This is a genomic window from Pedobacter sp. CAN_A7 (assembly GCF_015752175.1).
In the GTDB taxonomy this organism is placed as follows: Bacteria; Bacteroidota; Bacteroidia; order Sphingobacteriales; family Sphingobacteriaceae; genus Pedobacter.
In genome coordinates, this window is record NZ_JADOUW010000001.1 from 469046 (window position 1) to 481404 (window position 12359).

Below are 12359 nucleotides of genomic sequence, written 5' to 3' on the forward strand. Positions count from 1 at the left end.
TCTTTATTTAAATCTTGTTTATTTTACATACATCACTGTGGTCGCCCCTTGCCAGGTACTTTCAAAAGCTTTTCCATTCAACTCACCAGCACCCTTCTTGAAGTTTGTAGCCTCTAGCACATATTTACCCTTCCAAACCGGTGAAAATGTGATTTGTCCGGCTTCATTAGCCGTAAATTCTTTACCCCATCCCTGCTCAGAGGTTACTAAAACTTTACCATTTGCATGTGGATTGCCGTCCAAATACACTTGTACAGTCGTTGCCGAGCCTATTTTTGTTACTGTTTGAGGGGTGATCACTTTTAAAGAGTTTTTTACCTGCTGGTGATTGGCAGATACCTGCTCTCCTACTTTAATTGCTGCTACTGAAGAAAACTCATACTTGGTGTTACCCGCAATTTCTGAAGCTTCATGCAATACGGAAAGGTAATATACACCATCTGCCTGAGGTGTAAAAGTGGCTACAAAGTGATTATCTTTTGGCGTTACATCTATTTTTACAGGTTGCTGGTTAGGTACGGTCAGCCAGAGTGAAAATGATTTTACATCGGCATACCATTTTTCTATGGGCTCTAATTCGCCGGTGGCAAACTCACCGTAATAAACTTTTATCTCCTGCGTTTGGCCCTTTTTTGCATTAGCGTTTGCTTCGATCCACAATGCATGTGCAAAACCTGTTTGGCAGGTGAGCAGGATAAAGGCTAAAAGAAAGATTGATTTAATTGATTTCATATATAATAATTAAGGTTTAAGATATTTTGGTATGCTGTAATTGTTAAGGTGTTTTATAGATATGCTTATTTAGACTAAATATAAACAGTGCGAAGATAGTATACATTTATATATCTAGGTAGAATTTTTAAAAAATAATTTATCTATCGGGATAACTGTATATTTGCACCAATTATGGGTTACGCAAAAGAAAGAGGAAAGCTGGAAAAGCTAATTACAAGAATCGCAGGTTTAGAAACGTATGACGAGAAAACGTTTGCTAACCTTAACGATAGTCACGATAAATATTCTCACACCATTAGAATATTAAAGAATAAGGATCCAGAAACGTTTACTGAGTTTTATGAAACAGAATTACAAGAAATTAAACAAGGTAAGATTGCGGTTAAAGGAAGTGAAACTGACGAAGCACGTCAGGTAAACTTCATGGCGTATAAAGAAACGATCTTGCGGGCATTGGAAAAAACCATTAAAACGACACACGAGTCTTTATAATTATCAGAAAATATGCCCTTTACTTCTTTAGGTCTGTCGCCAGCTTTATCAAAAGCGTTGGCAGACCAACATTTCACTACCCCCACACCTATTCAGCAAGCTGTTATACCGGCTATCCTAAACAAAAGAGATGTTTTAGGGATTGCCAAAACGGGCTCTGGAAAAACAGCGGGTTATGTATTGCCAATACTAATGAATATTAAACATGCACTGCGAACAAAAAACAGGCATGTGAAAGTTTTAGTGGTAGTACCCACTCGCGAACTAGCGGTACAAGTGACAGAAGTATTCCAACTATTTGGGCAGGCACTGCCAGAAACCATTAAATCTATGGCGGTTTACGGTGGTGTATCTATTAACCCACAGATGATGTCAATGCAAGGGGTTAACATTTTAGTGGCTACACCAGGTCGTTTATTGGAACTGGTGGAGGCAAATGCCGTTCATTTATCAGAGATTGAAACGCTGGTGCTGGATGAGGCAGATAAAATGCTTAATCTTGGTTTTAAAGCAGAAATGGATAAGATTATTGGTTTGCTTCCTACGAAAAGACAAAACCTGTTGTTTTCTGCAACGCTGAGTAAGGACATCGAAAACATCAACCAGATCCTTTTACATGATCCAGAGGTAATTAAAATAACCGAAGAATCAAGTTCGATTGATACGATAAAACAACTTGCATATTTGGTTCCTGAAGAGAAAAAAGGGCCATTTTTACGCCATCTGATTAATAAACATGATATGAAACAGGTGTTGGTATTTGCTGAATCTGTATTTCAGGTGGATGCCATCGTGAATAAGCTACGTAAAAACAACATTGATGCTAAGGCAATCCATAGTAAAAAAAGCCAAGGTGCACGCACCGAGGCATTAATGAACTTTAAATCTGGAAAATTGCGGGTATTGGTAGCTACAGACTTGATAGCCAGGGGAATTGACATTAGTTTTTTGCCTTATGTAATCAACTATGGACTGCCCCGTTCGCCTAAGGATTATGTTCATCGGATTGGCCGCACAGGTCGTGCAGAAGCTTCAGGTGAAGCTATTTCTTTAGTAAGTACCAATGAATTACACCATTTTGAGGTGATTCAAAAAAAAATGGGTAAGGTAGTAAACCTTATAGATAGCAATGGCATGATTTAAGTTTTAAGGCTGGCAATCTTTAAACGACCCTATCACCGGCTTTAGTTTCGCTACTACATCGGTAAGTTCTTCAGGCACTTTCCCATAATCGTAGGTTACCCGGTATACTTTTCCATCCATCTCTAATTCAATGAATTCTGCACCCCCATCTGCACAATCTGGGCATCCATAAACTGCAGGAAGTTGGTGGAAATTTTTCAGGTCAGGACTGTTTAAAATATCCTTAAAGAGCGCCTTGTCTGTTGCTTTACTACATCGTTTATTGATATTCGAGGCCATGCTTTTATTCTCGTATAAAAAAAGGTTTTCGTTAAGTTGGATTTGTTGGGAAGCATTTGCCATTCCAAAGCTATAGCCATATATAATTCTAGGTGTTTTTGTATCATTGCTTTTTTCGCAAGAAAAAAAACTGAAGGTAATCAAGCCGCATAGGGCTAATAAACGGAAGGTTTTTGTTTTCAAGGTAAAGTAGGTTAGATAAGGTTTAAGTAATATACCTGAAACGAAGATAATTATATAAATGCTACATAGTAATAATAATATTAAGATGTGAAGAAAGCTATTTTGATGCAAAAAGAATCAATGAAAATGAATATACCGTAGGAACTTTGTTTCTTTGCAGTAGTGGTTAGCATTGTTTAATTTTAAACAACTACTCGACCGTTGATTAACTAATTTTATACAATGTCACAAAGCAATTTATTTCAATTGGAAGACCAGACAGACTGGCAAGATTTAGGAAATGGGATATCAAGAAAGGTTTATGGATACGACGACCGGATCATGCTGGTTAAAGCCAGGTTTGAAGCAGAAGCCGTTGGTGTGCTACATGAACATCATCATGCCCAGGTAACCTATGTAGACAGTGGCGTTTTTGAGATGACCATTGGTACCCAAAAACAAATCATAAAAAAAGGTGATGGTTATTATGTTCCGCCACATGAAATACATGGGTGTATTTGCCTTGAGCCAGGCATATTGATCGATGCGTTTACCCCATTGCGAGAAGACTTCTTATAGCAGCCCTACCTCCTGCTATTCAGGAAAGATATCAGGTTGATACTTATTCATAGCGAAGTTTACCTTTTGTATACTGGATAAAATGCACTATTGGTGTGCAGCATGCGTTGGGTTTTTGGCCGTCCGGTATAAGTTATATTTGATTCCAAGAAATCCGCGGATACCTTGATTTGGTCCGTAAATATAGGTAGGGTCAAAAGTTAATCCATAAGGATTTTCTGGTGTAACCATAGCCTGCCCATTGTTATCAAACTGAACATTTTTATCAAATGGATCGTTTGCTCTGGCAATGATAAAAGGGTTACCTTTATTTGGTGTCCAATTTAACAAATTTTTCACCCCTCCATAAATCGACAAGCCATTTTGAAAGGCTTTGGTAAGCTGTATATTTTGGATACTCCAGGTTGGTGAATATGCTTTACGCGGATCAGTAGCACTTAACAAAGGAAGTTTCATTGGACTATATAAATTTCCGGTATAGTCAATGGTAAAACCCAAATTTTTAAAGGTGTACCCTACGTTCCAAACACCAGTAAACTTTTCCGTAAATAGTTGTCTTTCTTTAATGCCCGCACGCTTACTGTATACATCCAACAGCGTTGCACCCATTAGGATTTTCAACCCGTTACCGAAGGTAAAGTCGACATTCAGTGACGCGCCTTGCGAAACTGCATGTCCATCGAGGTTATCATAAATAATTTGATTAGGATTGGTCAGGTAATCAGCCACTATTTTATTATTAAAATAGGTATGAAAAACAGTACCGTCCAAACCTATGAAATCATGGTCACCGATATAGAATTTTTTAACAAAGTTGATATTCCCGTTCCACGAAGTTTCAGGCCTCAGGTTATCTAAAAATACCACTTCACGTGCGCCGGTTAGGGCAGCATGGTCTTCTGTAAACACATTAGCCACTCGATAACCATTACCGACACTTACGCGCAGAATATTGTTTTTGTTGAGAGAATTCCACTTATAGTTTATCCTGGGTGTGAGAATGCTTCCATGAATGGAATTGTAATCATAACGGATACCCAATAGCAACTTACTCTGTTGGCTAATGGTGATTTCATCTTGTACAAAAACTCCTGGTAAATTAACATGTGAAGGTTGATTGCCACCATGAACAGCCGAGGCCGTTGCTGGCGTATTGTCGTCGTAATATGTATATCGGTACGTTAGACCCGCCAATAGATCGTGTTTTTTTATTTGCTTATTCCAGGTCAATTGGCCGAATCCAATATATTGATCTGCCAGATAGGAAGTACTACCATAAACACTATTTTGATCATGACCATTTACACTAAACTGTAATACAATTTTCTCCTTAACAGGTAATTGGTAGTTGCCAAATAGTTCCCAACGGCTGGTATAAATACTTTCTCCATACACTTCATTACCGCCCCTGAATTTACGTTCCCAGTCCATTTCACCACCCCAACGATTTTCATGAATGAACCTAGCCGCAAATGAAAATACCCGCTCTTGTTTTCTTTTAAAATTCCATTTATTAAAAATAGACACCCTATTTTGAAGCGTTACATCTGTAAAACCATCATGATTATGATCTACCGGATGCTGATAGTTAAAATAATTTACTCCTATTAAAGACTCAGCCTTGCTTCCTACATTAAATTTTCCTGATAAATCGGTGTTCACTTCTCCCCAGCTGGTACTGAACATATCTGCTGATACCAATGGCGCATCCTTTGGCTGTTTAGTAATGATATTAATTAAACCACCAACGGCTTCACTCCCATATAAGGTAGATGAAGGTCCTTTTACAATTTCAACCCTATCGATGAGTGACTGTGGGATGCCACTTAAGCCATATACTGTTGATAGTCCACTTACGATGGGCATGCCATCGATCAATACCATAGTATATGGACCTTCCAGTCCGTTAATGTGTATATCACCAGTATTGCAAATACTACAGTTTAATTGAGGTCGTACCCCATTAATATGTTGTAAAGCATCAAATAAGGAAGGTGTAGGATTAGCATTAAAGAATTTGGCGGTATATATTTCAACGGGTACAGGACTATCAAGTTTAGATACCTCTTTCATTGTTCCAGACACGACTACCTCGTCGAGTGGGTTTACTTTTGATTCTTTGGCTTTAATTAACAGCGTATCTGTTTGAGCAGAAACATCCATTAACGAACACATGAAAAGGGAGAGAAACAAGAGAATTGATAACTTCATTACTTTGTGATTAGAGTAACAAAGATATAAAGTTAGACTAACCTAACAATATAATTAGGGATATAATTTTATTTTTCTGTAATATATTAATCCTCTTCAGGATATAGCAGCAACTTTAAGTCCTTTACAGCTTGCACAAAACCTTTCAAGTTGCCACTAGCGATTGCCGTACTGACATTTAGGACAGAGGTTGCCAGGTTAACCATTAACTTGATTTCTGTTAGGTGTATAAAGGTTTCTTGTATTTCCGTCGCGAGGTCATTTAGTTCATCGATGGATCTGTGAACCTCTTTGCCTATCTCTAAAGCAGATAGCAGGTACAACTTACTCGCGTCTTCCAGGATGGCTGCATGCAAATTTCCTAATTTCCCCTTTACCGACAGTTGATGTTGAATAATATAATCACTAAGTACCCGGGATAAAGTCACCAGGTTATCCGCTATCTGTGTAATTTCTTTCGCAGTGAGTTTAGACATAGCCAGTTATTTTAGATTCTCCATTTTGCGCAGTATGGATTCTATTTTGGCCGCATTGCTGGCCATCATGTTAATTAATTGATCATTATTCCAAGCTTCCAAATTATTGTATAGGTCTTTATGGCCCTTTTTTATTTCTTCCAACACCTGTACGAAGTAAAGGCTGGCTAATTTCTGCTCTTCGAGCTGGTCGAATATTTTATAATAAGTAGCGGTAATTTCTCTTTTCTGATAAGGGGTGTAACGTTTGTCTTGAATATACTCATAGAAAGCTAGCTTGTTTCGCTGAATCCGAACTTCAATTAACCCATTTAAGTTTTTCGACCGATTTAATTGAAGATAATCTATTAGAATAGTTAATGGCTTTTGGCCTTTGCTTACAAAGCTTTTTAGTTTATTTTTACGGTACTGCCCGCTAAGGACATTACTTAGCAAATCGCCTATAGTGGTATAAGAATCGATTTCTTTCTGACTAATCTTTAAATTAGCCGCTGGACTAGCTTGAATACTTGCACTTAATGCTGTTATGGGTAAAGTGGTTACCTCTTTTCCAGACAATTGACCTAATGCGAGCACATAAGCCCTAACCGCTTGCTGCATTAATAAATTTAAGCTATCTGCATGTTTACTATCCTCACAATTGCAGTCTACACTTGTCAACCGAAATGCTTCGAGGTCATGATCTCTGCAGCTAGCTAAACAATGCTGTTCAAAATTATAGGTTATGGATCCTAAAGCTTCTATTCCTTTTGTTGATGCAGCAGTATATGTGCGGATGGGCGTTAACCCCGAACAACCACATATTAATACACAGAGGAAAAAGAGGATAATCGAAGTAAAACGTGCTTTCATATCCATTTTGGTATTTATATGATTTTGGTATAACAGTTAAATTAACAAATAGTTGATGAGCAACCGTAATAAAAATGGCTTAGTTTTAGCGTGCTATGGGGCAGATGATAAAACCAAAAAAAACTGTACTTTTCTTTCCCTTCAATTTGCTATCTCATTACTTAAGGTGTCTGGTCCTAGCGGAAACATATGACCCCAGCGAGTATCAAATATATTTTATCAGTTCAAATGAGTATAACAAATTTGTACTTAAGCAGGGTTATGAAGCTTTTAACAGCAAACAATTTGATGCTGCGGAGGTGATGCGCTGTTCAAGTCGTTTTGATTTCTCCTGGTTAAACACGGCAGATCTGGAAGAAGTAATGCTGGACCAAGTGAGGATTATTAAGCATTTAAATGCCGACCTGGTGATTGGTGATATGGCGCCCACGTTAAAAATGGCAACGGAAATTACAGGAACGCATTATATATCTATATTAAATGCCTATATGACAAGATATTATAAGTTGACAAGGAAGCTATCAAGAAGCCATAAAGCTTATGGATTTCTACAAATTTTTCCAATACCGCTAAGAAATTATTTAACAAGGTTAGGCGAAAAACAGGCTTTCAACCGGATACAAAAGGATTTTAATCATATCAGAAATAAACACGGTTTAGCTAATAAACAAGATTACCTCTGTGAAATAGAGGGCGATGAAACCATAATTTGCGACCTACCTGAGTTATTCCCCTTAAAGCCACTGCCCCCATCTTATAAGATAATTGGCCCATTATTATATAATGTGTCACCGATGGATGAACAACGACTTCAGGAAGCTATTGCCCAACGCCCTGTAATATGTGTTTGTATGGGAAGTTCTGGTGATTGGGAATCACTTCGCTTTTTGAACGACCCCTATTATGCTAAATATGCAGTAGTTACTACTGGTGACACAACAAATGTGCTGTCTGCATCCCATATTGTTTCCTTCACTTTCATTAACCTTGATCAGGTGCTGAAAAAATGCAAAGTCATGATATGTCACGGTGGCAACGGAACAATCTATGCAGGTTTAAAAAACCAGGTATATATGCTTTGTTTACCGAGCCATTTTGAGCAGGAATGGAATATTAGTGCTTTAGAACGTGCTGGACATGGAAAATCTGCAATACGCTTTAATCAAGATAAATGGAAAAAAGAAATAGCTTTATACCATTAATCTTCTTTCATGGTTCCTTTTTCTCGTAATCTTGTGTGCCAACTATATGATTCCTCCAACAGATGGGGCGTGTGCCCCCCTCTTAAACAAGCACGTTCGAAATAGCTATTTAACTGGGCTTTATAATCGGGATGGACACATTTATCAATAATAACTAATGCCCGTTGGCGTGGTGCAAGCCCCCTTAGATCTGCAAGACCTTGCTCGGTAACGATAATATCGACGTCGTGTTCAGTATGATCCACATGAGATACCATAGGAACGATACTTGATATTAATCCGCCTTTAGCTAAAGACTGTGTAACGAACACACTCAGGTAAGCATTCCTGGCGAAATCACCTGACCCCCCAATTCCATTCATCATATGGGTCCCATTCACATGGGTGGAATTTACGTTACCGTAAATATCACATTCCAGTGCCGTATTCATGGTAATTACACCCAATCTGCGAATAACCTCGGCCGCATTGCTGATACTTTGAGACCTTAACACGATTTTATCTTTATATTGACTGAAATTACTGAAAATCTTTTGGTAATATTCTGCTGATACAGTTATAGAAGAACCAGAAGCAAATATCATTTTTCCAGAATCCAGCAAATCAAAAGTACTATCCTGCAATACTTCTGAATACATAGTTAAATTTTCGAAATCACCTGTCCTAAACCCGTCAAGTACTGCATTGGCGACTTTTCCAATACCTGCTTGCAAAGGCAGCAAGGACTTAGGGAGTTTACCTGTTTTTACTTCGAAGGCAAAAAAATCGACCAGGTGTTTGGCCATGGATTTAGTTGCCTCATCAGGGGCTGTAATATCCGCTGGACTGTCTATTTTATTAGTGATAACGATACCTATAATTTTATTGGGATCTAACTTTGCAGTTTTACTACCTGCACGGGAATTTGCAGCAGTAATGGGAATTGCCGTACGATTAGGATATTCATTTGTATAATATACATCGTGAAGTCCAAAAATATCCATTGATACTGCCATATTTACTTCCAGAATCACCTGGTTAGCTAATAGGGCGAAAGCAGCCGAATTCCCAACAGATGTGGTTAACAGCACACTACCGTCTTCTTCAATCATTGCTACCTCTAAAACAGCAATATCTATTTTTGGAAAATTATTAGCCTTTAATAAATTTGCTGTTTCTCCTAAATGCTGATCAATATACATCACTTCGCCACAATTGATCGCTTTACGTAACACAGGGTCTACCTGAAAGGGAAGTCGCAATGAAAGTGCTTTGGCTGCAGCAAGTGCACCATCTGTTCCATATCCCAATGAAGCACCAGTCATTAATGTTACTTTAAGTGGGTCAACAATGGCTCTTTCAGCAAGCGCAGGCAGTACTGCTTTACTATCACCCGCTTTTGTAAATCCACTGGACGCAACAACCATTTTATCCTTAAACAATGCTGCTGCTTCTGCGGCAGTCATTAACCTGTTTCTTAGTGCTGCACTCTTAATTCTGTCTGCGTACATGGATGTATATTATATCCCAATCATATGGAATTGGTGTATGGATTTATTCCTACCAAATGAAAATATTGGCGTGGCAAATATAAACAAGACAACCTTAAAACCTGCCTTTGGTAAGGATTAATTAAGAAAATCTAAACTCAATACAAATTACTTTGTTATGGGCAAAGGGCAATTGATATAAGACCACCTAATACAACGTTTATTTAACTTCTGGCAATGAATTTACAGCCAAAGGAAACCTTAACGGAAGATGAAGTTCAAAAAGGATTGAAGGTTGTTATCTGGGATGGCTTAAGCTCAGAGGTAATGACTACTTTTACCGGTGGAGCTTTTTTGGTGTCCATGGCACTGTTATTAGGAGCAAATAACTTAGAAATCGGGATTTTGGCCGCCTTGCCCATGTTCACAAATATCTTTCAATTGTTATCCATTTACCTTGTTGGAAAATACAACAACAGGCGTGCAGTTACAGTGTATTGTGCTTTTTTAGCAAGAATACCACTAATTATTATTGGTATATTAGTGTTAACCACAGCACAAAGCTCCATAGCTATATTAATCTTTTTCCTTTTCTTTTATTACCTTTTTGGCTCCATAGCAGGACCAAGTTGGAACTCTTGGATGAAGGATATGATTCCAGAATCAAAGCTCGGGAATTATTTCTCTAAGCGAGGACGTTACAATCAAACACTAAACGTAGTTCTTAGTATTTTACTGGCATTATTGATGGATTTTATCAATAACTTTTATAAAGAATATGAGCTACAGACTTACGCTATATTTTTCATTATTGCTGGTATAATTGGTTCAATTGGTGGTTATGTATTGTCATATGCACCAGAGCCACAATCTTATCTTTCTAACACAAAGATTCTTTCACTCTTTAAAAGACCTTTAGCAAATTTGAATTTCAGGCGTTTGTTAATTTTCAATTCTGCCTGGGCATTTTCCATCAGTTTAGCTACGCCATTTTTCACTGTGTTTATGCTTAAAAGTTTGGGTCTTCCCATATCTTATGTAATATCCTTGTCCATCATTGCACAATTGTTTAGCATATTGACTATCCGTACCTGGGGCAAATTTTCCGATCGCTACAGTAACAAAAGTATCATTTCAATTAGTGCACCGATTTACATCATTTGTATAATAGGTTGGTGTTTTGTGGGCATTTATTCTCGATATTACCTTAACATTGCCCTACTAGTTGTATTGCACATATTTACTGGTATCGCTACGGCTGGCATTAATCTATCAATCACGAATATGGGGTTAAAACTTTCTCCAAATAAGGATGCCATCGTTTATCTTTCGATTAAAAATATAATCACATCGGTATTTTCCTCACTTGGCCCATTAATCGGTGGGTTGCTTGCAGATTTGTTCGCTGAGCGAAGCCTTACCCTAAAGGCAACCTGGACGAGTTCCGGAATCAGTAAAGTGGTGCGATTAATTTCATTGCATGAATGGAACTTCCTATTTCTAATAGGAGCAATACTTGCCCTCTTGTCTTTAGAATTTTTAAGCCGGGTGAAGGAGATTGGTGAGATACATAAGGATGTGGTTCGTAGAATTATGCGTAAAAGTATCAGAAGCAATTTAAAGGATTATTTTATCATAGGCGACATCATTGCCATGCACCAGCAATTACGTGCAGTGGTACGTAGCAAAAGAGAGAAATTTACTGAGAAAATTAAACCTGACTAAATTTTCGGCAGGCAACTAAAACTTCACATACCAATTTAAAAGGGAAATGGACTATGCCACTTGATCAAATGGTTACATAGATGCACCAAACATTAAGTGCTATTTGTATGTTGCAGAAGACAAAGAACACATTATGGACATAGATTGGCATAGAATATTATTTAGCGACCACCCTTATTCGTTTTTTTTAGAAATTTTACTTAGAACACCCATTATATTTCTCGCAGTGGTGATGGTGTTACGTCTGACTGGTAAACGGGGCGTGCAACAGCTATCCATTTTTGAAATGGTAATGATTATTACTTTAGGTTCAGCGGCCGGTGATTCCATGTTTTACGATGATGTAGGTATGTTACATGCCGTTGCTGTTTTCGTCATTGTGTTAGTTCTATATCGTTTAATCATTTACATCATTACAAAAAGTGAGAAAGCAGAACTGCTGATAGAAGGCAAGCCGGTATACCTAATCAAAGATGGTCAGTTTTGCTTAAAGGAATTGAATAACGATGAATTGGGGTCAGACGAATTTTTCGGTGAGTTACGACAAAGGAGCATTGAACATCTGGGTCAAATAAAGTATGCGATATTAGAAGATAATGGGAAAATAAGTGTTTATTATTACCCGGACGATGATGTTAAGCCGGGATTGCCTATTCTTCCTGAAGATTATCATCAAAAGAATTCTGTGATCAATAACCCAGGCCTTTATGCCTGTTCAAAATGTGGTAGTACTTTTCAGCAGATGGTAACTACTGAAACTCATTGTGTTAATTGTAATCATAACGAATGGGTTTTAGCAATTGATAACAAACGAATAACATGATAAATTAATAAACAATCTTTAATTAGGTTCATATTACGACCTATTAAAATGCATCAATAAAATAATTTAAATAAATAATTGACAGTTTCCATATTAATACTATCTTTGCACCCTCATCAAAATAAAGATGATTCCGTAGCTCAGCTGGTAGAGCATTACACTTTTAATGTAGTGGTCCTGGGTTCGAATCCCAGCGGGATCACATATTTAT

General features: G+C 37.7%; 12 protein-coding genes and 1 tRNA gene. 7 read left to right on the plus strand and 6 right to left on the minus strand.

The window, feature by feature from the left end; genetic code table 11:
• Positions 1-18 precede the first annotated feature (18 nt).
• The gene (locus IWX76_RS02185; RefSeq protein ID WP_196858217.1) at positions 19-732 is read right to left on the minus strand and encodes a DUF4198 domain-containing protein; all 714 of its coding nucleotides are present in this window, start codon (positions 730-732) and stop codon (positions 19-21) included.
• A 174-nt stretch (positions 733-906) separates the two neighbouring features.
• Here IWX76_RS02185 and IWX76_RS02190 point away from each other — a divergent pair, with 174 nt between their 5' ends.
• Positions 907-1227, plus strand: a complete 321-nt coding sequence (locus IWX76_RS02190; protein WP_196858218.1) for a hypothetical protein — start codon at positions 907-909, stop codon at positions 1225-1227.
• 12 nt (positions 1228-1239) lie between these two features.
• Positions 1240-2370, plus strand: coding sequence for a DEAD/DEAH box helicase (locus IWX76_RS02195; protein WP_196858219.1), 1131 nt, complete (start codon positions 1240-1242; stop codon positions 2368-2370).
• 3 nt (positions 2371-2373) lie between these two features.
• Here IWX76_RS02195 and IWX76_RS02200 read toward each other — a convergent pair whose 3' ends face one another.
• Positions 2374-2832 (minus strand): hypothetical protein, encoded by a 459-nt coding sequence (locus IWX76_RS02200; RefSeq protein WP_196858220.1) that lies wholly within the window; start codon positions 2830-2832, stop codon positions 2374-2376.
• A 222-nt stretch (positions 2833-3054) separates the two neighbouring features.
• On the opposite strand from IWX76_RS02200, the gene IWX76_RS02205 reads away from it, so the two are divergent.
• A complete protein-coding gene (locus tag IWX76_RS02205) occupies positions 3055-3390 on the plus strand; it encodes a cupin domain-containing protein (protein ID WP_196858221.1) in 336 nt (111 codons plus the stop codon).
• A gap of 87 nt (positions 3391-3477) precedes the next feature.
• Here the strand turns inward: IWX76_RS02205 and IWX76_RS02210 are convergent, their stop codons facing one another.
• From IWX76_RS02210 to IWX76_RS02220, 3 genes are all read right to left on the minus strand, one after another.
• The gene (locus IWX76_RS02210) at positions 3478-5601 is read right to left on the minus strand and encodes a TonB-dependent receptor plug domain-containing protein (RefSeq protein WP_196858222.1); all 2124 of its coding nucleotides are present in this window, start codon (positions 5599-5601) and stop codon (positions 3478-3480) included.
• A gap of 86 nt (positions 5602-5687) precedes the next feature.
• Positions 5688-6077, minus strand: a complete 390-nt coding sequence (locus IWX76_RS02215; RefSeq protein WP_196858223.1) for a hypothetical protein — start codon at positions 6075-6077, stop codon at positions 5688-5690.
• 6 nt (positions 6078-6083) lie between these two features.
• Positions 6084-6935, minus strand: coding sequence for a hypothetical protein (locus tag IWX76_RS02220; protein ID WP_196858224.1), 852 nt, complete (start codon positions 6933-6935; stop codon positions 6084-6086).
• Between the two features lie 98 nt (positions 6936-7033).
• On the opposite strand from IWX76_RS02220, the gene IWX76_RS02225 reads away from it, so the two are divergent.
• Entirely contained in the window at positions 7034-8131 is a 1098-nt protein-coding gene (locus IWX76_RS02225; RefSeq protein ID WP_196858225.1) for a glycosyltransferase, read from the plus strand.
• Here IWX76_RS02225 and IWX76_RS02230 read toward each other — a convergent pair.
• Positions 8128-9621 carry a succinate CoA transferase gene (locus IWX76_RS02230; protein ID WP_196858226.1) on the minus strand — a complete coding sequence of 498 codons (1494 nt, stop codon included), beginning with the start codon at positions 9619-9621 and terminating at the stop codon, positions 8128-8130. The genes IWX76_RS02225 and IWX76_RS02230 overlap by 4 nt on opposite strands.
• Before the next feature lie 216 nt (positions 9622-9837).
• Between IWX76_RS02230 and IWX76_RS02235 the strand changes: the two genes are divergently transcribed.
• The 3 genes from IWX76_RS02235 (at position 9838) to IWX76_RS02245 (ending at position 12350) form a co-directional block, all read left to right on the plus strand.
• Entirely contained in the window at positions 9838-11325 is a 1488-nt protein-coding gene (locus IWX76_RS02235) for an MFS transporter (RefSeq protein ID WP_196858227.1), read from the plus strand.
• A 133-nt stretch (positions 11326-11458) separates the two neighbouring features.
• A complete protein-coding gene (locus tag IWX76_RS02240; protein WP_196858228.1) occupies positions 11459-12148 on the plus strand; it encodes a DUF421 domain-containing protein in 690 nt (229 codons plus the stop codon).
• Positions 12149-12277: 129 nt separating this feature from the next.
• Positions 12278-12350, plus strand: a tRNA-Lys gene (locus IWX76_RS02245).
• Positions 12351-12359: the final 9 nt, after the last annotated feature.